19 protein-coding genes are annotated in these 22,675 nt (G+C 63.8%); 18 read left to right on the top strand and 1 reads right to left on the bottom strand.

Annotated elements, in window-relative coordinates; genetic code table 11:
- Positions 1-12: 12 nt before the first annotated feature.
- The 10 genes from BMI88_RS18460 (at position 13) to BMI88_RS18415 (ending at position 11,707) form a co-directional block, all read left to right on the top strand.
- Entirely contained in the window at positions 13-906 is an 894-nt protein-coding gene (locus BMI88_RS18460; RefSeq protein ID WP_078522163.1) for a sugar ABC transporter permease, read from the top strand.
- The gene (locus BMI88_RS18455) at positions 906-1,790 is read left to right on the top strand and encodes a carbohydrate ABC transporter permease (protein WP_078522164.1); all 885 of its coding nucleotides are present in this window, start codon (positions 906-908) and stop codon (positions 1,788-1,790) included. The genes BMI88_RS18460 and BMI88_RS18455 overlap by 1 nt, the downstream gene beginning before the upstream one ends.
- A 5-nt stretch (positions 1,791-1,795) precedes the next feature.
- The gene (gene ugpC / locus BMI88_RS18450) at positions 1,796-2,908 is read left to right on the top strand and encodes a sn-glycerol-3-phosphate ABC transporter ATP-binding protein UgpC (RefSeq protein WP_078550986.1); all 1,113 of its coding nucleotides are present in this window, start codon (positions 1,796-1,798) and stop codon (positions 2,906-2,908) included.
- Positions 2,905-4,404 (top strand): GMC family oxidoreductase, encoded by a 1,500-nt coding sequence (locus BMI88_RS18445; RefSeq protein ID WP_078550985.1) that lies wholly within the window; start codon positions 2,905-2,907, stop codon positions 4,402-4,404. The genes ugpC and BMI88_RS18445 overlap by 4 nt, the downstream gene beginning before the upstream one ends.
- Before the next feature lie 42 nt (positions 4,405-4,446).
- Positions 4,447-6,033 (top strand): GMC family oxidoreductase N-terminal domain-containing protein, encoded by a 1,587-nt coding sequence (locus BMI88_RS18440; protein WP_078550984.1) that lies wholly within the window; start codon positions 4,447-4,449, stop codon positions 6,031-6,033.
- A gap of 1 nt (position 6,034) precedes the next feature.
- Positions 6,035-6,367 (top strand): Dabb family protein, encoded by a 333-nt coding sequence (locus BMI88_RS18435; protein WP_146673626.1) that lies wholly within the window; start codon positions 6,035-6,037, stop codon positions 6,365-6,367.
- A 1-nt stretch (position 6,368) separates the two neighbouring features.
- Positions 6,369-7,394, top strand: coding sequence for a LacI family DNA-binding transcriptional regulator (locus BMI88_RS18430; RefSeq protein ID WP_078550982.1), 1,026 nt, complete (start codon positions 6,369-6,371; stop codon positions 7,392-7,394).
- Positions 7,395-7,487: 93 nt separating this feature from the next.
- Positions 7,488-8,657 (top strand): Gfo/Idh/MocA family oxidoreductase, encoded by a 1,170-nt coding sequence (locus tag BMI88_RS18425; RefSeq protein WP_078550981.1) that lies wholly within the window; start codon positions 7,488-7,490, stop codon positions 8,655-8,657.
- A 24-nt stretch (positions 8,658-8,681) separates the two neighbouring features.
- Positions 8,682-10,772, top strand: a complete 2,091-nt coding sequence (locus tag BMI88_RS18420; protein ID WP_078550980.1) for an FAD-binding protein — start codon at positions 8,682-8,684, stop codon at positions 10,770-10,772.
- Complete coding sequence (locus tag BMI88_RS18415; protein WP_078550979.1) at positions 10,769-11,707, top strand: sugar kinase; 939 nt, start codon at positions 10,769-10,771, stop codon at positions 11,705-11,707. Before BMI88_RS18420 ends, BMI88_RS18415 begins: the two co-directional genes overlap by 4 nt.
- Positions 11,708-12,513: 806 nt before the next feature.
- Here the strand turns inward: BMI88_RS18415 and BMI88_RS18405 are convergent.
- Entirely contained in the window at positions 12,514-13,392 is an 879-nt protein-coding gene (locus BMI88_RS18405; protein ID WP_246831929.1) for a MurR/RpiR family transcriptional regulator, read from the bottom strand.
- A 137-nt stretch (positions 13,393-13,529) separates the two neighbouring features.
- Here BMI88_RS18405 and BMI88_RS18400 point away from each other — a divergent pair, with 137 nt between their 5' ends.
- The 8 genes from BMI88_RS18400 (at position 13,530) to BMI88_RS18365 (ending at position 22,619) form a co-directional block, all read left to right on the top strand.
- Positions 13,530-14,300 carry an N-formylglutamate amidohydrolase gene (locus BMI88_RS18400; protein WP_078550977.1) on the top strand — a complete coding sequence of 257 codons (771 nt, stop codon included), beginning with the start codon at positions 13,530-13,532 and terminating at the stop codon, positions 14,298-14,300.
- A complete protein-coding gene (locus BMI88_RS18395; protein ID WP_078522175.1) occupies positions 14,300-14,806 on the top strand; it encodes a TRAP transporter small permease subunit in 507 nt (168 codons plus the stop codon). The genes BMI88_RS18400 and BMI88_RS18395 overlap by 1 nt, the downstream gene beginning before the upstream one ends.
- On the top strand, positions 14,806-16,131 hold the full coding sequence (locus tag BMI88_RS18390; protein ID WP_078550976.1) for a TRAP transporter large permease subunit: 1,326 nt from the start codon (positions 14,806-14,808) through the stop codon (positions 16,129-16,131). The genes BMI88_RS18395 and BMI88_RS18390 overlap by 1 nt, the downstream gene beginning before the upstream one ends.
- 45 nt (positions 16,132-16,176) lie before the next feature.
- On the top strand, positions 16,177-17,214 hold the full coding sequence (locus tag BMI88_RS18385) for a TRAP transporter substrate-binding protein (protein ID WP_078522177.1): 1,038 nt from the start codon (positions 16,177-16,179) through the stop codon (positions 17,212-17,214).
- Positions 17,215-17,324: 110 nt separating this feature from the next.
- Positions 17,325-18,689: a glutamine synthetase family protein gene (locus BMI88_RS18380; protein WP_078550975.1), complete on the top strand. Its 1,365-nt coding sequence runs from the start codon at positions 17,325-17,327 to the stop codon at positions 18,687-18,689.
- Between the two features lie 44 nt (positions 18,690-18,733).
- Positions 18,734-20,122 carry an aldehyde dehydrogenase family protein gene (locus BMI88_RS18375; RefSeq protein ID WP_078551127.1) on the top strand — a complete coding sequence of 463 codons (1,389 nt, stop codon included), beginning with the start codon at positions 18,734-18,736 and terminating at the stop codon, positions 20,120-20,122.
- Complete coding sequence (locus tag BMI88_RS18370; RefSeq protein WP_078550974.1) at positions 20,119-21,273, top strand: iron-containing alcohol dehydrogenase; 1,155 nt, start codon at positions 20,119-20,121, stop codon at positions 21,271-21,273. The genes BMI88_RS18375 and BMI88_RS18370 overlap by 4 nt, the downstream gene beginning before the upstream one ends.
- 239 nt (positions 21,274-21,512) lie before the next feature.
- Positions 21,513-22,619, top strand: coding sequence for an ABC transporter substrate-binding protein (locus tag BMI88_RS18365; RefSeq protein WP_078541552.1), 1,107 nt, complete (start codon positions 21,513-21,515; stop codon positions 22,617-22,619).
- The last annotated feature ends 56 nt before the right edge of the window (positions 22,620-22,675 follow it).

Here is a 22,675-nt window from a genome sequence, read left to right as displayed (position 1 = left end):
AAGGAGAGAGCAATGGCCCGTCCGGTCCAGTCAGACTTGCGTACCCGGCTTCAGGAATGGATTCCCAAGATCGTCCTCGCGCCCTCTGTCGCGTCCATGTTGATCTTCGTCTACGGCTTCATTGTGTTCACCGGGTACCTGTCGTTCACAAACAGCCGGATCCTGCCGAGCTTCGACCTTGTCGGCTGGCACAATTACTGGCGGCTTTTCCAATTGCCGACCTGGACGATCGCGGTCCAGAACCTTGCGATCTTCGCCTCGCTCTACATCGCGATCTGTATCGCGATCGGGCTCACCCTCGCGATCTTTCTGGATCAGAAAATCCGCGGCGAGGGGATGTTGCGCCCGATCTTCCTCTATCCGATGGCGCTGTCGTTCATCGTGACGGGCACGGCGTGGAAATGGCTTCTCGATCCGGGCATCGGCATCGAACATACCCTGCATCTCTGGGGATGGGAGAGCTTCCATTTCGGCTGGATCAAGAGCTCGTCCATGGCGATCTACACGGTGGTGATCGCCGCGGTCTGGCAAAGCTCGGGCTTCGTCATGGCGATGTTCCTCGCCGGACTGCGCGGCATCGACAACGAGATCCTGAAAGCGGCACAGATGGATGGCGCCTCGAACTGGAACCTCTATCGCCGCATCATCATTCCGCAGCTTCGGCCCGCCTTCCTGTCGGCCTTCGTCATCCTCGCGCACCTCGCGGTCAAATCCTATGACCTCGTCATCGCGCTGACCGGTGGCGGCCCGGGCCGGGCAACCGAACTGCCCGCGACCTTCATGTATTCCTACACTTTCACCCGCAACGAGATGGGCGTGGGCGCAGCGTCGGCGGTTATCATGCTGATGACCATCGCCGCGATCATGATCCCCTATCTCTACGCTGAACTGAAGGAGCCGAAGTAATGTCCGGCGCCGTCGATACCGGGGTCGCGATCCGCACAAATCGCGTGACCCGCACCTTCATCTATCTCTTCCTGCTGCTGTTCGCGCTGTTTTACCTGCTGCCGCTCGCGGTGATGCTGATCAACTCGGTCAAACCTCTGAGCGAGATCACGGGCGGCAACATGATGGCGCTGCCCAATGTCTGGACCTTCGAGCCCTGGCGCGAAGCCTGGTCCTCGGCCCAGATCGGCGTTCAGCCAACCGGCCTGCGCCCCTACTTCATCAACTCGATCCTGATCGTGGTTCCGGCCGTGGCGATCTCGACCATCATGGGCGCGCTCAACGGGTACGTGCTGACCAAGTGGCGGTTCCGTGGCGACACGATCCTGTTCGGGATGCTGCTGTTTTCGTGCTTCATTCCGTTCCAGATCGTGCTGATCCCGATGGCGCGGGTGCTGGGCATGATCGGGCTCGCAGGCTCGGTGCCGGGGCTGATCCTCGTCCACGTCGTCTACGGGCTCGGCTTCACGACGCTTTATTTCCGCAACTACTACTCGGCCTTCCCGACCGAGCTGGTGCGCGCGGCGCAGATCGACGGGGCCGGGTTCTTCCGGATCTTCTACCGCATCCTGCTGCCGTTGTCGGGGCCGATCATCGTGGTCACGATCATCTGGCAGTTCACCAATATCTGGAACGACTTCCTGTTCGGGTCGTCCTTCGCCGGGCAGGCCAGCCAGCCGATGACCGTCGCCTTGAACAACCTCGTTCAAAGCTCGACCGGCGTGAAGGCCTACAACGTTCACTTCGCGGGTGCGATCCTTGCGGCGCTGCCCACTCTCATCGTCTACATCGTCTCGGGGCGCTTCTTCGTGCGCGGCCTGATGGCGGGCTCAGTCAAGGGGTAATGCCAATGGGTCTCCTCGATATTTCAAACGTCACCAAGTCCTACGGCGCGGTCGAAGTGCTGCACAGCGTCGACATCTCGGTCGATGAAGGTGAATTCCTCGTGCTGGTCGGCCCGTCCGGCTGCGGCAAGTCCACGCTCTTGAGCATGATCGCGGGGCTGGAAGGGATCACCTCCGGCGAGATTTCGATCAAGGGGCGCACGATGAACGGTGTGCACCCGTCGAAGCGCAATATCGCGATGGTGTTCCAGTCCTACGCGCTCTACCCGAACATGACGGTCGGCCAGAACATCACTTTCGGTCTCGAGATGCATGGCACGCCCAAACCCGAACGCGAGGACGCGATGAACCGGGTGGCGGAGATGCTGCAGATCGACAATCTGCTCTCGCGCAAACCGGGGCAGCTTTCAGGTGGTCAGCGTCAGCGCGTCGCGATGGGCCGTGCGCTGGTTCGCGATCCGGATGTGTTCCTGTTCGACGAGCCGCTGTCGAACCTCGACGCGAAACTGCGCGTCGATATGCGCACCGAGATCAAGAAGCTGCACCAGAGCCTTGGCACCACGATCGTCTACGTGACCCACGACCAGATCGAGGCGATGACGCTCTCGACCCGGATCGCGGTGATGAACAAGGGCTATGTGCAGCAGCTTGGCACGCCGAAGGAAATCTACGACACGCCCTCGAATGTGTTCGTGGCGACATTCATGGGTAGCCCCGCGATGAACGTGTTCCCGTCGCGGATCGTGGTGAAGGACGGTGCGCCCCATGCCGCCGTGACGGGCCATGACGGGGTGGAGCAACTGCTTCGCTTCCCGCAAGCCAATCTCGCTCAGTGGGACGGGCGCGAAATCCTTCTCGGAATCCGGCCGGAGACGATCACCGATCCGGAGGGGGCCGATCGCAACGCCGCCCATATCGCGTCGCTGCGCAACCATATCGGCGTCACCGAACCCGCAGGGTCGGACACGTTCGTGACGATGACGCTGGGCGGGCGCGACGCTATCGCCCGGATGCGGGCCGATGTGACCGTGCGGGCGGGCGAGGTCTTCGATTTCGCCGTCAACATGGACAAGGCGGTGGCCTTCGATCCCGAAACGGAGGAGCGCATCCAGCCATGAGCGATGCCGACGTCATCATCATCGGCTCGGGTATGGGCGGTGCCACCACGGCGGCGGCACTGGCCCGGACGGGGCGGCGCGTGCTGGTGCTCGAGCGTGGCGAACGCCTGCCCGACACGCCAGACGCGCGCGACCCGGACGCGATCTTCGCGCGCGGTCATTACCGGCCCGAGGAAACCTGGCTCGATGGCGATGACGTGCCGTTCAACCCCGGTAATTACTACAATGTCGGCGGCAATTCGAAATTCTACGGCGCGGTTCTGATGCGCTACCGCAAGGCGGATTTCTCACCCGTCGCGCATCAGGGTGGCACCACGCCGGGTTGGCCGATCGCCTATGACGAGATCGAGCCCTTCTACCAGAAGGCCGAGGCGCTCTATCAGGTGCGCGGTCAGCTTGGAGAGGACCCGACGGAGCCGCGCCATTCCGGTCTCTACGCCCATGCGCCGGTCCCGGACGAGCCCGATATCAAGGCGCTCCGGCGGCGGTTGAAATCGGTCGGGCTGCATCCGTCCTCCCTGCCGCTCGGGGTCGATATCGACCGCTGGCTCGCGCATGGGCGGACGCCTTGGGATGCGTTCCCCGATACCTGCGGCGGCAAGATGGATGCCGAAAGCGTCGGTCTGGCGACGGCGCTGAAAGCCCCGAATGTGGAGCTGATGACGGGCGCGCGGGCACAGCGTCTGATCGTGGGTGACGAGAACCGCATCAGCGGGGTCGAGATCGAGAAAGACGGGCAGACGCAGACGCTCACGGCATCGGTCGTCGTGCTCTCCGCCGGCGCGGTGCAAAGCGCGGCCCTCTTGCTGGCCTCTGCGAATGAGCGTCATCCGACCGGGCTGGCGAACGGTTCCGATCAGGTCGGGCGCAATTTCATGAACCACAATTGCTCGGCCGTTCTGGCGCTGCATCCGCTGCGCCGGAACCGGGCGATCTACCAGAAAACGTTGGCGATCAACGATTTCTACCTGTCGGGCGGGGCGAACGGCGCGCCGCTGGGCAATATCCAGCTGCTCGGCAAAATCTCCGGTCCGATCCTCGCCTCGGCCTCGCCGCTGCCGCGTCCGGTGGCAAGCTGGATCGCCAACCGTTCGGTCGATCTCTACGCGATGTCCGAGGACCTTCCCAATCCCGAGAGTCGCGTGACGCTGAAGGATGGCAAGATCCGGCTCGACTGGAAGCGCTCCAACTGGGAAGCCCATCTCGAACTCGTCGCCATGCTGCGCAGAAAACTGCGCGCTGCGGGCTACCCGATCGTGCTTGCGCGGCCGTTCGACCGACAGACCCCGTCGCATCAGTGCGGGACGGCACGGATGGGTAACGATCCGGCGTCCAGCGTCGTCGATACCTTCTGCCGCAGCCACGATCACCCGAACCTGTTCATCGCCGATGCGTCCGTCCTGCCGACCTCGGCCGCCGTGAACCCCGCCCTTACCGTCGCGGCGCTCGCCCTGCGCGCCGCCGAGCATATCGCACAGACAGAGCTTGCCGCCTGAGCCACCCGGGCCGCGGCGAGAGACTTGGCCAAGGAGGCCAGCATGAAGACGACTTACGATTTCATCATTATCGGCGGCGGTTCGGCGGGCTCGGTGCTGGCCGGGCGTCTCTCCGAGGACCCGTCGGCTGACGTGTTGCTGCTCGAGGCGGGCGGCAGCGATCGCCACCCGTTCTATCATCTGCCCGCGGGCTTCGCGAAGATGACCAAGGGCATCGGCAGCTGGGGTTGGGACACGGTTCCGCAGCGCCACATGCAGAACAAGGTCTTTCGCTACACGCAGGCCAAGGTGATCGGCGGCGGCTCCGCGATCAACGCGCAGGTCTATACCCGTGGCAATGCGCGCGATTACGACGAATGGCGTCAGATGGGATGCACCGGCTGGGGCTATGAGGACGTGCTGCCCTATTTCCGCAAGGCCGAGGATAACGCGAGCATCGAGAACCGGTATCACGGCAAGGGCGGCCCGCTCGGCGTGAGCGATCCGCGCGCGCCCCTGCCGGTCTGCGAGGCCTATTTCGAAGCGACGGCCGAGCTTGGCATTCCGCGCAATTACGACGTGAACGGCGAGAAGCAGGACGGGGTCGCCTATTACCAGCTGACCCAGCGCAACGTGCGTCGCTCCTCGGCTGCGATGGCCTATGTTGCGCCCAATCGTCACCGCGAGAACCTCACGGTGAAGCTGGGTGCTCAGGTGCGCCGGATCGTGGTCGAGAATGGCCGCGCCACCGGGGTCGAGCTTGTCGATGGCACGCAGCTTCGGGCGGAAAGCGAAGTGCTGCTCTGCTCGGGGGCGATCGGCTCGCCGCGGCTGCTGCAGCTGTCGGGGATCGGACCGGCGGATGAGCTGGCCTCGCTCGGGATCGATGTCGTCTTCGACCAGCCGGAGGTGGGGTCCAATCTGCAGGATCACCTCGACCTTTATTGCATCAGCGAACTGTCTGGTCCCTATAGCTATGACCGTTATGCGAAACCGCATTGGGCGGCGCTGGCGGGGCTGCAATATCTGTTCGGACGCAAGGGGCCGGTGGCGTCGTCTTTGTTTGAAACCGGTGGCTTCTGGTATGCCGATCCCGAGGCGCGGTCCCCGGATCTGCAGTTCCACCTCGGGCTCGGGACCGGCATCGAACACGGCGTCGTCTCGATGCCGCAGGGCGGTATCACGCTCAATTCCTGTTACCTGCGCCCGCGCTCGCGCGGCAGCGTCCGCCTACAAAGCGACGATTCGGCGAAGGCGCCGCTGATCGATCCGAACTACCTGCAGGATCCGCTTGATCGCGAAATGTCGATCCGGGGGCTGAAGCTGACCCAGGAAATCCTGTCGCAATCGCCTCTGCGCAAATATATCCTCGCCGAGCGCCTTCCGGGGCCCGATGTCCGAACCGACGAGGATTACTTCGATTTCATCTGCACCCATTCGAAAACGTCGCATCATTGCGCGGGGACATGTCGCATGGGCGCCGATCCGGGAGCTGTCTTAGACCCGACATTGCGGTTCAACGGGATCGAGGGGCTGCGCGTCGTCGACAACTCGATTATGCCACGTGTGATCTCGTCCAACACCAACGCCGCGGCGATCATGATCGGCGAGAAAGCCGCCGATATGATCCGCGCGGCACATGGAGGCTGACATGACAGTGCGCCACATCGTTCTCGTCAAATTCAAACCCGAACTGAGCGAGGAAGAGATCGCGCCGCTCTGGGAGGAGCTGCATGCGATCGAGGGCAAGGTGGACGGGCTTGGCGCGATCTGTGCGGGCCGCTCCGAGAGCCCCGAGAAGATCGAGCGCGGCTACATGCATGGCTTCACGGTCGATTTCCGCGACTGGGAGGCGCTCGCCGCCTATCAGGAACATCCCGATCACCGGGCGCTCGGTGCGAAGCTCGTCGCCAACGCCCAAGGCGGGATCGACGGCATCCTCGTCTTCGACCTTGAGATCGCGGCACAGCCGGAAGGGGCGTGACATGGCGCCGAGCGACCGCAGACCGACGATCATCGACGTGGCCCGCAAGGCCGGGGTCTCGAAATCGACCGTCAGCCTCGTGATCCAGAACAGCCCCCTGGTAAAGCAGAAAACGCGCGAGCAGGTGCAGGCTGCGATGGCCGAGATCGGCTATGTCTATAACCGGGCGGCGGCCAATCTGCGCAGCGCCGGGGCCGGGCTCATCGGTCTCGTGATCAACGACCTTCGCAACCCGTTCTTCACCGAATTCGCGACATCCGTTCAAATGGCGTTGTCGAGCCGCGGCTATGCGGCCGTCGTGGCCAATACCGACGAAGACCCGCAGCTGCAGGCGCAGGTGGTCGAGGCGATGATCGAGCACGGCGTCTCCGCGATGATCCTGTCGCCCGCCTATGGCGACGAGGCGCTGAGCTTCGAGGCGCTTCAGCGGGCGGGCATTCCGGCGATGCAGGTGCTGCGCAAAGTCGAGATGCGGACCGAGCTTTTCCCCTTCGCCGCGCCGGACTATCCGAACGGGACGCGCATCGCGACCGAGCATCTCCTCGAACAAGGCGCGAAGCGGATCGCTTTCGTGGGCGGTCTGGAAGGCCGGGCCGTAACGCAGGAACGTATGGCGGGGTATCTGAGTGCGATCGAGATGGCCGGGCTCGAGCCTCATGTTCTGACCGGCAGCGCGAGCCGCGCCTTCGGCAGGCAGGCGGCGCATGAGCTTGCAAAGGATCATCCGGAGGTCGATGCCGCAGTCTGCTTCAACGATCAGGTCGCGCTCGGGATGATTTCCGGCTGCGCCGAGATCGGGCGCAATGTCGGCCGCGATCTGCGCATCGTGGGCTTCGATGACATCGAGGAGGCGGCCCATTCCTGGCCCCCGCTTAGCTCGGTGCGCTGCGACATTGACGGCTTCGGGAAGCTTGTCGCCGAAACGATCCTGGCCTGGCTCGAGAACGACAAGGTGCCGGCGCCGGAAATCCGCACGCCGGTCTCGCTGGCCATTCGTGGCTCGAGTGGCGAGACGCCCGCGGGCTGAGACGACAGGGAGACGGGAGGCCCGCCCGTTCGGACGAAACAGAGACGAGACCGCGCGGAGAGACACCGGCGCGAACAGGAGAGGAGTGTTCAAATGACAGAGATCCGCGTTGCCGTGCTCGGCGCTTCGGGGTGGATGGGCAAAGTCCATACGATGGCCTACCAGACCTTTCCGCATTTCTTCGGGACCGAGGGAGGTACGGCGCGCGTCGTTACCCTCGTTGATCGCAATCCCGCGCGGGCGCAGGAACTTGCCGCCCGGGTGCCCGGTGCGCGGATCGTTCAGGACTGGCGCGAGGTGATCGCCGATCCCGAGGTTGACCTCGTGGATATCTGCCTGCCCGACAACCTGCATTACAAGGTCGCGAAAGCCGCGCTCGAAGCGGGCAAGCATGTCTTTTGCGAAAAGCCCCTTGCCGAGTCCTCCGAGGAGGCGCGCGAGCTTGCCGATATCGCGAAGGCGCGCGGCCTGATCACCCGCGTCGGTCACGGCTTCCCGCGCAACCCTGTCCATGATCTCGCGAAGGAGATCATCGATGCGGGCGAGATCGGTGAGATCACGATGTTCAAAGGGTGCCAGCATGTCGACATGTATGGAGATCCGATGGTGCCCTATATGTGGCGCGCCGACGGGTCGCTCGCGCCGACCGGGATCGTCGGGGATACCGGCAGCCACGTCTTCAGCTTCATGGAATTCCTCGTCGGTCGCGTCTCGTCTCTGATTGCCAACAACATCATCGTCACGCCGCGCCGTCCCAAGATCGAAGGGCTGGGGCTTGGTGAGACGGCAGAGCTGACCGGCAGCGAGGAATGGGCCGATATCACCAATCCCGACGCGAGCCAGATTCTGTGCACCTTCGAGAACGGCGCCAACGGGATCGTGGATTTCAGCCGTGTCGCGACCGGACGCAAATTCATGCAGACCTATGAGATCTACGGCACGAAAGGCAGCCTCGCCTATACGTTCGACGAGGTGAACCGGCTGCGCTTCTACACCAATGCCGATCCGATCGGGCGCCGCGGCTACCGCGAGATCGATGTCGGGCCCGAGCATCCGACCTATGCGGCCTTCCTGCCGCTGCCGAATTTCGCGCTCGGCTATAATGAGACCAAGATCATCGAAGCGGCGGAGGTCATCCGCTCCATCGTCTCCGGCAAGGCGATGTGGCCGACCTTCGAGACAGGCCATCACATCACCCAGATCGTCGACGCCTGCATGAACTCGTCCCGGCAACGCGCCTGGGTCGATATTCCGCAGAGCTGACCGGACCGCAAACGGAGCCAAGACATGGACAGTGCAATTCCTCAGGAAATCCTCGACGCCCTGACCGATATCGAGATGCCGCGGCTGCGGGCCGACGAGGCGATCCCGGAGATGCTTGAGGTCGCGGGCCTCACCCTGCCGGTCTATCGCACCGGCTGTCTCGTCGTCGGCAGCGGGGCCGCGGGCCTTCGCGCCGCCGTCGAACTCAAGCGGCGCGGCGGCGAGGTTGTCGTCGCGAGCCAGAGCGCCTGGGGCGGGACCTCCGCCTGTTCGGGCTCCGACAAGCAGACGCTGCACACCGCGAACACCGCCGATCACGGGGATGATTTTCAGGCGATGGCGCGGGCGATCCGGGCTGGCGGCGCGATGGACGAGGACACGGCCTATATCGAGGCGGTGGGCTCGCCGCGCATGATGGCCTCGCTGCAATATCTCGGCCTGCCGCTGCCGCAGGACCGGTTCGGCGCGACGCTGCGCTACAAGACCGACCATGACGAGACCGGACGCGCGACGAGTTGCGGCCCCAGAACCTCGCGGTTGATGGTCAAGGTACTGGCGGAAGAGGCGCTGCGGCTCCACGTGCCGATCTTCAACCACACGACGGTCGTGCAACTGCTCACCGAAGGCGAGGGGGATGACCGCCGGGCCACCGGCGCGCTGGCGTTCCGCAAATCCGACCGCAGCGAGGCCAATCCCTATGGTCTCGTGCTGTTTGCCGCGCCGAATGTCGTGCTAGCGGCGGGCGGGCCGGGCGAGCTTTATCGCGACAGCGTCTATCCCAATGGCTGTTTCGGAACGCTGGGTCTCGCGCTTGAAGCGGGGATCGAACTGGTGAACCTCACCGAGAGCCAGTTCGGCATCGGGACGCGCCGCGAGGGGTTCCCGTGGAACCTTTCGGGGACCTACGTGCAATCCCTGCCGCATATCTATTCGGTCGATGCCGACGGGCGCGAGCATCATTTCCTCGCGCAATATTACCGGACGACGCAGGAGCTGGCCTCCAACGTGTTCCGCAAGGGCTATCAATGGCCGTTCCACGCGACGCGGATGCTGGATTTCGCGTCGAGCCTCGTCGATCTGGCGATCTGGCGCGAGAGTGCAGCGGGGCGCCGGGTCTTCATGGACTTCAACCGCAATCCGCTTCCGGTGCCCGGGGATCAGCCCTTCGATCTTACCCGCCTCGACGAGGATGTGCGGACCTATCTGGGCACCGCCGGGGCGGATCAGGAGTTGCCGATCGACCGGCTGCGCCACATGAACCCGCTCGCGATCGAACTGTACCGACGCTACAAGGTCGACATCGCCGCCGCGCCGCTCGAATTCGCGGTGAACAACCAGCATATGAATGGCGGGATCGCGGTCGACCCCTGGGGGCGCTCCAACCTGCGCGGTGTCTATGCCGCGGGCGAAGCGGCGGGCACGCATGGCGTGACGCGCCCGGGCGGATCGGCCCTGAACGCCGGTCAGGTTTTCGGCACTCGCGTTGGCGAGCATATCGGCGCGAGCCGCACGGCCCATGCGCCGGATGCCGTCGGATCGGAGGCCCTCACGGCGGCGGTGACGGATCTGCTTGCACGGTTGAACACGGACAGCGCGCATTCCGTGAAGTCGGTTCGCGACGAAGTTCAGGCCCGGATGAGCGACCATGCCGGGATGATCTGCAATGGCGAGGACGTGGCCGAAGCGCTTGCAGCGGCGCGCCAGTTGAACCGGAGTTTGCGCAGCGGCGGGATCGCCCCGGAGCGCGCGGGCGATGGCGGGCGCGCGATCCAGTGGCAGCAGATGGCGCTTGCCTCCGAGGCCGTCCTTGCCGCGCTCGACCAGTATATCTCGCAAGGCGGTGGCAGCCGCGGCGCGCGCGCGATCTGTTCCGATGAGGGCGAAGCGATCCCGATGGCGCGCGACACGGATCTGAGCGCGTTCCGCTTCAAGACGGAGCGCGACATCGACAAGCAGACGCAAATCCTCGTCCGTCTCGATGGGGAAGACTTGAAGATCGACACCCGCCAAAACCGCAGCTTCGACGAGAGCGCACGCGCGTTCTTCGAGCGGGACTGGCCCGATTGGCTGACCGGTCGCATCTTTGACCTCGATGCGAAAGGCCTGCGCGAATGAGCGAGAACCCGAAGAAGATGGTCGCAATCGGGGAAGCGATGCTGGAACTCGCCCCGGTCGAGGGCCGCACGTTCCGCCTCGGCTATGCGGGCGATACGTTCAACACGCTGTGGCATGCGGCGCAATTGCTTGGGTCGCGTGCCCGGGCGGGCTTCGTCACGCGCATCGGCGAGGATAAGCTGTCCGGTCGTTTCCTCGCAGAGATGGAGGCGGATGGCTTGGACATCTCCACCGTTCAGCGCGATGCCGAACGCGAGATGGGTCTCTACATGATCGAGCTCGAGGGGGCGGAGCGCAGTTTTCACTATTGGCGCCAGCTCTCTGCGGCGCGTCGGCTCGCGGATGATCCCGATACACTCGGGCGCGCCTTGTCCGGCGCGGATCTCGCCCATGTGTCGGGCATCACCCTCGCCATTCTCTCGCCGGAGGCGCGCGAGACGCTGTTCGACGCGATTGCCAAACTGCGCAGCGAAGGCGCGCGAATTTCCTTCGATCCGAACTATCGGCCACGGCTCTGGCAATCGCCGGAGGAGGCGCGTGACACGTGTCTGCGCATGCTCGACCATACCGATATCGCGCTGCCGAGCTTTGACGACGAGGCTGCCTTGTGGGGCGATGCGACGCCGGAACAGACCTTGGAGCGATTGAGTGGGCAGGGGGTTGCTGAGATCGCCGTGAAGGATGGCGCGCAACCCGTCTGGTATCATGCCGAGGGCCACACTGGTCGGCGCGACACCCCGGTTCTGACAGAGTTGCGCGATACCACCGGCGCGGGCGATGCGTTCAATGCGGGCTATCTTGCCGCCCGTCTTCTTGGGCACCCGGTCGAACAGGCGATCGGCATGGGGCAGACAGTCGGCGGCGCGGTCTTGGGCGAGCCGGGCGCGCGGCTGGGCAAGGACGCAGCGCGCGCCCTCGCGGCATCGCTGGAATAGGGCGGTTACGGTCCATCGAGTGACCTCATGCCTATGCGGTGGTCGTCATTCCGCCGCGCCGTGACGCTTCAAACCTGTCAGGCTGCCGTGTCGGGCGCGGGACTTCCACCCACGCCAAACCGCTCTGGCATCTGAAAATAGGTAAGCGTTGACGTGTGTTCTTCTCACGAACCTCATTCGCCTTCAGGATGGGCATGCCTTTGGCTCTCATTGAGAGACAGGTCGGGGAGGCCTATGGCTCCGCGTGCTGCCGGGACTGCGGGCGACAGAGGATCCACATTGGCAATGGCCTCGATTCGGGAATGGACGTCGCTGAGAGGTCCCGTAATCAGGTCTGCCATCGGGCTGAAGCTCATGCCCCAGGCCTTCAGTATGTCGACCGAGGCGTCGAACATAGCTCGTGTGTCTGCGGCACGCCCGGCGCGACGGGCCCTCCACTCGGTGAAGAGAGCAAGCCTGACGTTGGCACAGCGTGCCTCGGCCTTGATGAGTCCCTCGTCTTAAGAGACCTGTTAATCTCACGGAGGGGTTCGACGTCCGTAAACTCATTCGGGACGCGCATGCGGAAGTAGTAGGTCTTGCCCGTTGCCCCACCCGGGTGGAGTTCTCGCAAATTCCACCCGCAGTTGGGTGGAGAAATTTCTCCAAAGAAACTAGGAGCTTCCGACGCCCGAGAGAAAATTGCTTTCTCCCTCGAGGCAGCATCTCCTGGGCACCATTACTCAAAAAGTCGCGCAACTCATCCGGGTTGCGCGACTTTTTCGTTTCCGGGCTGAGCTTTTTCGCGCAGGCGCGCGCGCTGGGCCTTATTTCCTGCGGAAAAAGCGCGCACGGTCATAAAGGGCCTCCAGCCGCGCCATGCGGGCCGAGGTTTCTTCCCAAGTCAGCGACTGGATCGCGGCCATGAGCGTTTCGACCAGAACCTGAATCGCGACCGTCGAATCCCAGGCCGAGGGCGCTTCGATCTGCGCCGAGAAGCGATACCGCGCATGGGTTGCGGCGGGCGAGACCCAAGGGTCGGTGATCAGCACGACTTCCGCGCCCTGCTCGACCGCCATCTCGACCAGTTGCAGCACGCTCGATTCGTAGCGGCGAATGTCGAAAACCAGCAGCACGTCGCCCTTCTGCATCTCGAGAAGCGCGGGCGGCCAGCTGTTCGAGAGCGGTTCGAGCAGTTCGACCCCGGGGCGGATCACCTTCATATGCGCCACGAAATAGGCCGCGATCGGGCCGGTGATCCGGCCCCCGGTCGCGAAGATGCGGCGCTTCGGGTCGGCCATCAGCGCGGCGGTGGCGTCGAACTCGGCATGGTCGATTTGCTTCAGTGTCGCCTGCAGGTTGCCCAGAACCGTATCGGCGAAGCGGTTGATCATATGGGTGTCGGGCGCATCCCCCGCCCAGCGATCGTGTTTGACCAGCGGCGAGACAAGCTGCGCCTCCAACTCGTCGCGCACCGCCTGCTGCAGCCCCGGATAGCCGCCATAGCCCATCTTCTGCGCCAATCGCACCACGGTGGGAGAGGACACTTCGGCGGCCCGCGCCAGCTGCGCGACAGATCCCAGAAGCGCCATCGGATAGTGGCGCAGGATATGTCCGGCGAGTTGCTTCTCGGTCCGGGTCATCTCTTCGATGCCCGTCCGGAGCCTGTCTTCGATGCTTTGCGTCGCTGCTGACAAATCGGGCACCCCCGTGCGAATCAAGTTAGAAATGATTGTAACAGAATTTTCTTCTCTGAAATTTTCTTGACAGATGCGGCTTGGCGGGGCGAGCCTGACCCCAGGACGCGACGTAGAATCGCGCCGCTCAACAGAGAGGGACCGATTTGAACAGCGCGCATGTAGCGGTGGAAATCGAAGGCGCGGATCGACCGGGTGAGGTCGTTCTGGTCTGCGAACATGCGTCGAATGTTTTTCCCGCGCCTTGGGGCGATTTGGGGCTGACGCCCGATCAGCGCGAGGCGCATATCGCTTGGGATCCCGGCGCGCTGGGCCTTGCGCGCGGTCTGGCTGCGAAACTGCACGCACCGCTGGTCGCCGCCCGCCAGTCGCGGCTGATCTACGATCTCAATCGTCCGCCGCATCATCCGGGTGCGATGCCCGTGACCTCCGAGATTCACGACATTCCCGGTAATGCGGCGCTTTCGCCGGATGACCGTAGTGCGCGCACCGAGGCGCTTTACGAGCCGTTCCACGCAGCCCTACGTAGTCTGATCGCCGAGCGGTTGGCCCGCGGGCGGCCGACGGCGCTGGTGACGGTCCATTCCTTCACGCCGATCTGGTTCGGGAAGCCCCGCGAAGTCGAGCTTGGCGTGATCCACGATGCCGATCCGAGCCTGGCTGAGGCGGTTCTCGAGGAAGCCCGCCGTGTGACCCAGCTCGATGCGCGTCTTAACGAACCTTACTCCGGCGCGGATGGCGTCTGTCATACGCTGGCGCTGCAGGCCACGCCGATGGCGCTGCCGAATGTCATGCTGGAGCTGCGCAACGATCTGATCGCCGATCCTACCGCGCAAGAGGCGATGGCTGCGACGCTTGCCCCGGTGCTGCAAGCCGCGCTGTCGCAGATCACCGCAAATAACGGGGAGGCCGCCTGATGCCACGCTGGAGTGTCGCCTATGTTCGCCTGATTGACGGGTTCAACCGCAAGCTCGGCAAGGTGGCGATGTACCTTCTCTACGTGATGATGGCGATCATGTTGTTTTCGTCGCTGACGAAGATCTTCGAAATCCCCGCGCTCTGGACGCTCGAGATGGCCCAGTTCACGCTGGTTGCCTATTACATGCTCGGCGCGCCGTGGACCCTGCAGGGCGACACGAACGTCCGGATGGACCTGCTGTACTCCCGCTGGTCGCCGAAAGGGCAGGCCTGGTGGGATGCCTTCACCGTCTTCGCGCTGATGTTCTACCTCGGGATCATGGTCTACTCGGCCTTCGATTCCACGGTCTATTCCTTCGAATATAACGAGCGAAACCCGACCGCGTGGCGCCCGGTGTTGTGGCCGATCAAGGTCATCATCACCACGGGCTTCGCACTTCTCTTCTTGCAGGCCGTGGCCCTTCTGATCCGCGATGTCGCGACTATTCGCGGAGAGGAAATCTGATGGATCACAACACCATCGCCCTTTTGATGTTCTCGACGATGCTGCTGATGATGCTGACCGGTCAGCGCGTCTTCGGTGCCATCGGCTTCGTCGCAGTCGTCGCGGCGTTCTGGCTCTGGGGGCCGGGCGGCACGCAGATGGGCTTCGGCTCGGTCATGAAGCTGATGAAATGGACGCCGCTCCTGACGCTGCCGATGTTCGTCTACATGGGCTATGTGATGTCCGAGAGCCGTCTGGCCGAAGACCTCTACCGCATGTTCCACGTCTGGTTCGGGCCCTTACCGGGGGGGCTCGCCATCGGGACGATCATGCTGATGGTGATGATCTCGGTGATGAACGGGCTGTCGGTCGCGGGCATGGCCATTGGTGCGACGATCGCGCTGCCGGAACTGCTGCGGCGCAACTACGACAAGCTGATGATCTCGGGTGTCATTCAGGCGGGCTCGTCCTTGGGCATCCTGATCCCGCCCTCGGTGGTGCTGGTGCTGTTCTCGCTGATCGCGCGGCAGCCGGTGTCGGAACTGTGGCTGGCAGGTGCGGTACCGGGGCTGCTGATGGCCACGCTTTTCGTCGCCTATATCGTGATCCGCTGCAAAATGAACCCGGACCTCGCGCCGCCGATGGATGCGGAAGAGCGCGCCATGATCACCATGCGCGAGAAGCTGCGCCTGCTGCGCGCGGGCCTGATGCCGGTCTTCATCTTCGTTGCGATGATGGTGCCTTTTCTTAAGGGCTGGGCGAGCCTGACCGAAGCCTCGGTGATCGGCGCTCTGGCGGCCGTCTTCGCGGCGGCCATCAAGCGGCGCTTCACCTGGCAGGTCTTCAAGGTTTCGACCGAGAACACGCTCAAGATCACCGTGATGTTCATGCTGATCATCACCGCGGCGCTGTCCTTCGGGGCCGTGTTCGACGGTCTCGGTGCGGGCCGCGCGATCGAGGATTTCTTCACCGACAGCCTCGGCCTCGGCCCGTGGCAGATCCTGATCCTGATGCAGCTGAGCTTCCTCGTGATGGGGATGTTCCTCGATGACACGGCGATGCTGGTGATCGTGGCCCCGGTCTATGTCTCGCTCGCCCGGCATCTGGGCTTCGACATGATCTGGTACGGTGTCCTTTATACCATCACCTGTCAGGTTGCCTATCTCACGCCGCCCTTCGGTTATAATCTGTTCCTGATGAAGGCGATGGCGCCCAAGGAATTCACCCTGCCGGTGATCTACGCCTCGGTGATCCCCTTCGTGGGCGTGATGGTCCTGACGCTGATCCTCGTGATGATCTTTCCGCAGCTGGCGCTCTGGCTGCCGCATGCGGTGCTTGGAAGATAACCATAACCCGGAAAAACCGGGATCAACCAACAAGGAGAGAGAGTGATGACGACAAGAAGACAGTTCCTCACCACCGGTGCAGTGGGTGCGGCTGCGGCGGGCCTTGCGGCCCCGGCCGTCGCGCAGACCACACCGATCAAGTGGCGTATGCAGACCTATGCCGGCCCTGCGCTGGCCGAACAGGTCGTGGACAATTGCATCAAGACCTTCAACGAAATCGCCGATGGCGAGATGGAGATCGAACTTTACTACGCCGACCAGCTGGTGCCGACCTCCGAGCTGTTCCGCGCGATGCAGTCGGGCACGATCGACGCCGTGCAATCGGACGATGACTCGATGGCCTCGCCCACCGAAGTCACCGTCTTCGGCGGCTATTTCCCCTTCGGCCTGCGCTACTCGCTCGACGTGCCGACGCTGTTCAACGAATGGGGCCTCAACGAGATCTGGGACGAGCAGTATTCGGCCGTCGGCGTGAAGCACATCTCGGCGGGCTCGTGGGATCCGTGCAACTTCGCCATGAAAGAGCCGGTGAAGTCGCTGGACGATCTCAACGGCAAGCGGGTCTTCACCTTCCCGACCGCCGGGCGCTTCCTTGCGCAATTCGGCGTCGTGCCGGTGACGATCCCGTGGGAAGACGTCGAAGTCGCGCTGCAGACCGGCGAGCTCGATGGCGTCGCATGGTCGGGCATTACCGAGGATTACACCTCGGGCTGGGGCAAGAACGCGCCCTACTTCCTGACCAACAACATCTCGGGCGCATGGATCGGCCACTTCTTCGCCAACATGGATCGTTGGAACGAAGTGCCGGATCGTCTGAAGACGCTGATGAAGACCTGCTTCGATCAATCGCATTACCACCGCCAGTACTGGTACTGGTCGGGCGAGGCGAAGCTGCGCGTCGAAGGCACCGATATGGAGCTGACGACCATTCCGGACGCCGAATGGCAGAAGGTCGAAGACGCCGCCCACAAGTTCTGGGACGAGATCGCGGCCGAGAGCGAGTTGAAGGCCAAGGTCGTCGACATCTTCAAGAAATACAACGCGACGATGGCGAAGGCAGGCCCGCCCTATCGCTGCGGCTAAGCAAAGCGGGGGCGGCGGAAACGCTGCCCCTACGACGCAACATTTGCCCTCTTGTGGGGCCCCGCACCGCGCGGCAATCTCGCGCGGTGATCTTGATCCCGGAGGAACTCATGTCGCGCAAATTATCGTTCGACGCGCTCAAGAAATCGGTCAATGCAGGCGAGGTCGATACGGTCATCGCAGCCCTTGTGGATATGCAGGGGCGGCTTCAGGGCAAGCGGTTCCACGCGGCGCATTTCATCGACAGCGCATGGGAAGAGACCCATTGCTGCAACTACCTGCTGGCGACCGACATGGAGATGGTCACCGTGCCGGGCTATGACGCGTCCAGCTGGGAGCGCGGCTACGGCGATTACGTGATGAAGCCCGACATGGAGACGCTGCGGCTGATCCCGTGGGTTCCGGGCACGGCGCTGGTGATCTGCGATCTGCTCGATCATCACAGCCACGAGCCGATCCCCCATTCGCCGCGCCAGATGCTGAAATCGCAGATCAAGCGCGCCAAGGACATGGGCTTTGACGTGATGATGGCGACCGAGCTGGAATTCTTCCTGTTCGAGGAAAGCTATCCGCAGCTCTTCGATGCGGGCTATCCCGATCCGACCCCGGTCGCGCGCTACAATGTCGACTATTCGCTGATGGGCAATTCGCGCGCCGAACCGGCGATGCGGGCGATGCGCAACGCGCTCTATGCGGCGGGCGTGCCGGTCGAATGCTCCAAGGGCGAGGCCGAATGCGGTCAGGAAGAGCTGAACGTTAAATATGCGGGCGGGCTTCAGACCGCCGACATGCATGTGCTGGTCAAGCAATGCGCCAAGGAAGTTGCCCAGTCCCACGGGCTCTCGGCGACCTTCATGGCGAAATACCACACCGACAAGGCGGGATCGTCGAGCCACGTGCACCAGTCGCTCTGGAAGGGCGGAAAGCCTGCCTTCTTCGACAAGGACGCGCCGAATGGCATGTCCGAGCTGATGCACCAGTTCCTCGCCGGTCAGCTGACCCACGCGCGTGAGATCACCTATTTCCTCGCGCCCTACACCAACAGCTACAAGCGCTTCTGCGAGGGGCTTTTCGCGCCGACGAAAGCGGTCTGGTCTTTGGACAACCGCACGGCGGGCTTCCGCATCTGCGGCGAGGGCACGAAATCCATCCGCGTCGAATGCCGCATCGGCGGGGCGGACCTGAACCCCTATCTGGCCTGCGCGTCGCTTCTCGCGGCGGGTCTTGCCGGGATCGAGGGTGAGATGGACCCGGGGCCGGAAGCCGCAGGCGACATCTACAAGGCGGGCGAAGTGACCGAGGTGCCGAAATCGCTGACCGAGGCGCTGGGCGCTCTGGAAGGTTCGGACATGCTCAAATCCGCCTTCGGTGAGGACGTGATGGCCCATTACGTGCGCGCCGCCCGCTGGGAAATCGAAGAGCAGAACCGAGTTGTGACCGACTGGGAGCGGATGCGCGGTTTCGAACGCGCCTGAGTTTTGACAGACCCGCGGGGCCCTACCCCCCGCAAGGAGACATGATGACCAAGACCCTGAAATGTATCTCGCCCGTCGACGGGCAGGTCTATGCCGAACGCGAGGCGCTGAGCGCCCCCGAAGCGCAGGCGCTGGCGGCAGGCCTGCGCGCCGCGCAGCCCGCATGGGCCGAACGCCCGCTGTCGGAGCGTATCGCGCTCGTCGAGGCGGGCATCGCCAAGCTCAACGAGATGAAGGATCTCGTGGTCGAGGAGCTTGCGTGGCAGATGGGCCGCCCGACCCGCTATGGCGGCGAATTCGGCGGCATGAACGAGCGCGCGGGCTACATGGCCTCGATCGCCGAAGAGGCGCTGGCCCCGATGGTTGTCGAGCAAAGCGACAGCTTCCTGCGCCAGATCGCGCGCGAACCGGTCGGCGTCGTCTTCATCATCGCGCCGTGGAACTACCCCTATATGACGGTGATCAACTCGCTGGTTCCGGCGCTGATCGCGGGCAACACGGTGATGTTGAAGCACGCGACGCAGACGATGCTGGTCGGCGAGCGCATCGCGGAAGCCTTCCACGCGGCGGGCGTGCCGCAGGACGTGTTCCAGAACGTCTACCTCACGCACGAGACCTCGGAAGAGCTGATGGGCGCGAAGGCGTTCGATTTCGTCAACTTCACCGGCTCGGTCGGTGGCGGCCGCGCGGTGGAGCGCGCGCTGGCGGGCACCTTCACCGGGTTGGGCCTCGAACTGGGCGGCAAGGATCCGGGCTATGTGGCCGCGGATGCCGATCTGGACGCGGCGGTCGACGGGCTGATGGATGGCGCGCTGTTCAACGCGGGCCAGTGCTGCTGCGGGATCGAGCGGATCTACGTCCATGCCAGCCTCTACGATGCGTTCGTCGAAAAGGCCGCAGCCTGGGCGAGCAAGCTGACCCTCGGCAATCCGTTCGAACCGGAGACGACCCTCGGCCCGATGGCCAACAAGCGCTTCGCCGAAGTGGTGCGCGGCCAGATCGAGGATGCGATCACCGATGGCGCCAAGCCGCTGCTCGACCCCGAGCTGTTCCCGGCAGACGACGGTGGCGCCTATCTCGCGCCGCAGATCCTCGTCGACGTGAACCACGAGATGCGCGTGATGCGCGAGGAAAGCTTCGGTCCCGTCGTCGGCATCATGCCGGTGAAGGATGACGAGGAAGCCATCGCCGCGATGAACGATTGCGATTACGGGCTGACCTGCTCGATCTGGACCGCCGATCCCGCCCGCGCCGAGGCGATGGGCAAGCGGCTGCAGACCGGCACCGTCTTCATGAACCGCTGCGACTATCTCGACCCGGCGCTGTGCTGGACCGGCTGCAAGGAAACGGGCCGTGGCGGCTCGCTTTCGGTGCTGGGCTATCACGCGCTGACGCGTCCGAAATCCTACCATCTCAAGAAGGTGACGAAATGACTGCCCCCACCGCAAACTGGTCCTATCCGACCACGATCAAATTCGGCCCCGGCCGGATTTCGGAACTGGCCGATCACTGCAAATCCGTGGGTATCGCGAAGCCGCTTCTGGTGACCGACAAGGCGCTGGCCGCGCTGCCGATCACCGCCGTTGCGCTCGACGTGCTGGACGCGGCGGGCCTTGGCCGCGCGGTTTTCTCCGAGGTCGATCCGAACCCGAACGAGGGCAACATGACCGCCGGGATCGAGGTCTATAAGGCGGGTGGCCATGACGGCGTGATCTGCTTCGGCGGCGGCTCCGCGCTCGATCTGGGCAAGATGATCGCGCTGATGGCGGGGCAGGACGCTTCGCTGAGCGTCTGGGATCTGGAAGATATCGGCGACTGGTGGACGCGGGCGAATGGTGACGCCATCGCGCCGATCATCGCGGTGCCGACGACGGCCGGGACCGGCTCGGAAGTGGGCCGCGCAGGCGTTCTGACCAATTCCGAGACCCACAAGAAGAAGATCATCTTCCACCCGAAGCTGATGCCCGCGATCACGATCTGCGATCCGGAGCTGACGGTCGGCATGCCGCCCTTCATCACGGCGGGTACCGGGATGGACGCGCTCGCGCATTGCCTCGAGGCGTTCTGTAGCCCTCATTACCACCCGATGAGCCAGGGCATCGCGCTCGAAGGGATGCGGCTCGTGTTCGAGAACCTGCCGCGCGCCTACACGACGCCGGACGATCTGGAGGCGCGCGCCAATATGATGTCGGCAGCGGCGATGGGGGCGGTGGCCTTCCAGAAGGGCCTCGGCGCGATCCATTCGCTGAGCCACCCGGTCGGCGCGGTCTACGGCACCCATCACGGCACGACCAATGCCTGCGTGATGCCGATGGTGCTCGACTTCAACCGCGCCACCATCGAGGAGCGGATCAACCGCGCGGCGGCTTACCTGGGCATCGCGGGCGGCTTCGAGGGCTTCAAGGCCCGGATCGAGAGCCTGCGCACCGAATTGTCCATCCCGGCGAACCTGACCGAGATGGGCGTGAAGCGCGAAGATCTCGACATGTTGGTCGAGATGGCGCTGGAAGATCCGTCCTGTGGCGGCAACCCGGTCGAGATGACGGCCGAGAATACCCGCGCGCTTTACGAGGCGTGCCTTTGACATCGGCGCGAGCGGGGGCTGCGCCCTCGCTCGTTGGCGCGGCTCACGCGTCTGTAACTAGTGTTGATGAGGAATTTTGCTTCAACATCTGTACTGCCAAAAATCTGTTACAACGCCCGCATAAAGGGTCGCCGATGCCGGAGCCAACCGGACGGCACAACCGTCGAAAGACATTAGCTCGGGGGAGACAGGACCGCATGAGGCGGCACCGCCCTCCATCAACGGGGAGAGACCTGAAAATGACCTTCAAGTTCCGTTACCTTGCAGCGGCCAGCGCCATGGCCCTTGCTGCCAGCACCGGCGTCAGCTTCGCCGACAGCATGGATGACCTCTACGCTGCTGCGAAAGAAGAAGGCAGCCTGACCACGATCGCGCTGCCGCATTCGTGGTGCAACTACGCGGGCGTGATCGACGGCTTCAAGAAGAAGTATCCCGGGATCACCGTGAACGAACTGAACCCCGATGCGGGCTCGGCCGACGAGCTCGAAGCGATCCGCGCCAACAAGGACAACAAAGGTCCGCAGGCGCCCGACGTGATCGACGTGGGCCTTTCCTTCGGCCCGGCGGCCAAGGACGAGGGTCTGATCCAGCCCTACAAGGTCTCCACCTGGGACACGATCCCGGACAGCGCCAAGGATGCCGAAGGCTACTGGTATGGCGACTATTACGGCGTGCTGTCGTTTGCGGTGAACAAGGACATCGTCGACAACGTGCCGCAGGACTGGTCGGACCTGCTTAAGCCGGAATACGCGAACTCGGTGGCTCTCGCGGGCGATCCGCGCGCCTCGAACCAGGCGATCCTCGGCGTTCTGGCCGCGGGCGTCGCAGCAGGCGGCGAGCCGGGCAAAGCCTCGGGCGAAGCTGGCCTGAAATACTTCGCCGAGATGAACAAGAACGGCAACTTCGTGCCCGTCATCGGCAAGACCGGGACGCTCGCACAGGGCGCGACCCCGATCGTCGTCGAGTGGGACTATAACGCGCTTGCCGGTCGCGACACGCTGAACGGCAACCCGCCGGTCGACGTCGTCGTGCCGAAATCGGGCGTTGTCGCCGGTGTCTACGTTCAGGCGATCTCGGCCTACGCGCCGCACCCGAACGCAGCCAAACTCTGGATGGAATACCTCTATTCGGACGAAGGTCAGCTCGGCTGGCTGGAAGGCTATTGCCACCCGATCCGCTTCAACGACCTGTCGGCCAACGGCAAGGTTCCGCAGAAGATGCTCGACGCGATGCCGCCCGCCGAGGGCTATGCCAAGGCGGTATTCCCGTCGCTCGACGCGCAGGCTGCGAACAAGGAAGTCGTGACCGGCGGCTGGGATAGCGTCGTCGGCGCGAACGTCCAGTAACCGAACCCGCATAAGCACACGCCCCGCGCCTGATCGCGCGGGGCGACTTTATTGAA

Origin of the sequence: Thioclava sp. F36-6 (assembly GCF_002020305.1) — a bacterium.
GTDB lineage: Bacteria > Pseudomonadota > Alphaproteobacteria > Rhodobacterales > Rhodobacteraceae > Thioclava > Thioclava sediminum.
This window is presented reverse-complemented; position numbering and strand designations above follow the sequence as displayed.

Excerpts from the sequence above, each read along its gene's own strand:
- BMI88_RS18430 (WP_078550982.1), top strand. The coding sequence starts at position 6,369 with ATGGCGCCGAGCGACCGCAGACCGACGATCATCGACGTGGCCCGCAAG.
- BMI88_RS18385 (WP_078522177.1), top strand. The coding sequence starts at position 16,177 with ATGACGACAAGAAGACAGTTCCTCACCACCGGTGCAGTGGGTGCGGCT.
- BMI88_RS18395 (WP_078522175.1), top strand. The coding sequence starts at position 14,300 with ATGCCACGCTGGAGTGTCGCCTATGTTCGCCTGATTGACGGGTTCAAC.
- BMI88_RS18445 (WP_078550985.1), top strand. The coding sequence starts at position 2,905 with ATGAGCGATGCCGACGTCATCATCATCGGCTCGGGTATGGGCGGTGCC.
- BMI88_RS18440 (WP_078550984.1), top strand. The coding sequence starts at position 4,447 with ATGAAGACGACTTACGATTTCATCATTATCGGCGGCGGTTCGGCGGGC.
- BMI88_RS18390 (WP_078550976.1), top strand. The coding sequence starts at position 14,806 with ATGGATCACAACACCATCGCCCTTTTGATGTTCTCGACGATGCTGCTG.
- BMI88_RS18435 (WP_146673626.1), top strand. The coding sequence starts at position 6,035 with ATGACAGTGCGCCACATCGTTCTCGTCAAATTCAAACCCGAACTGAGC.
- BMI88_RS18370 (WP_078550974.1), top strand. The coding sequence starts at position 20,119 with ATGACTGCCCCCACCGCAAACTGGTCCTATCCGACCACGATCAAATTC.
- ugpC (WP_078550986.1), top strand. The coding sequence starts at position 1,796 with ATGGGTCTCCTCGATATTTCAAACGTCACCAAGTCCTACGGCGCGGTC.
- BMI88_RS18425 (WP_078550981.1), top strand. The coding sequence starts at position 7,488 with ATGACAGAGATCCGCGTTGCCGTGCTCGGCGCTTCGGGGTGGATGGGC.
- BMI88_RS18420 (WP_078550980.1), top strand. The coding sequence starts at position 8,682 with ATGGACAGTGCAATTCCTCAGGAAATCCTCGACGCCCTGACCGATATC.
- BMI88_RS18380 (WP_078550975.1), top strand. The coding sequence starts at position 17,325 with ATGTCGCGCAAATTATCGTTCGACGCGCTCAAGAAATCGGTCAATGCA.
- BMI88_RS18460 (WP_078522163.1), top strand. The coding sequence starts at position 13 with ATGGCCCGTCCGGTCCAGTCAGACTTGCGTACCCGGCTTCAGGAATGG.
- BMI88_RS18375 (WP_078551127.1), top strand. The coding sequence starts at position 18,734 with ATGACCAAGACCCTGAAATGTATCTCGCCCGTCGACGGGCAGGTCTAT.
- BMI88_RS18415 (WP_078550979.1), top strand. The coding sequence starts at position 10,769 with ATGAGCGAGAACCCGAAGAAGATGGTCGCAATCGGGGAAGCGATGCTG.
- BMI88_RS18365 (WP_078541552.1), top strand. The coding sequence starts at position 21,513 with ATGACCTTCAAGTTCCGTTACCTTGCAGCGGCCAGCGCCATGGCCCTT.
- BMI88_RS18455 (WP_078522164.1), top strand. The coding sequence starts at position 906 with ATGTCCGGCGCCGTCGATACCGGGGTCGCGATCCGCACAAATCGCGTG.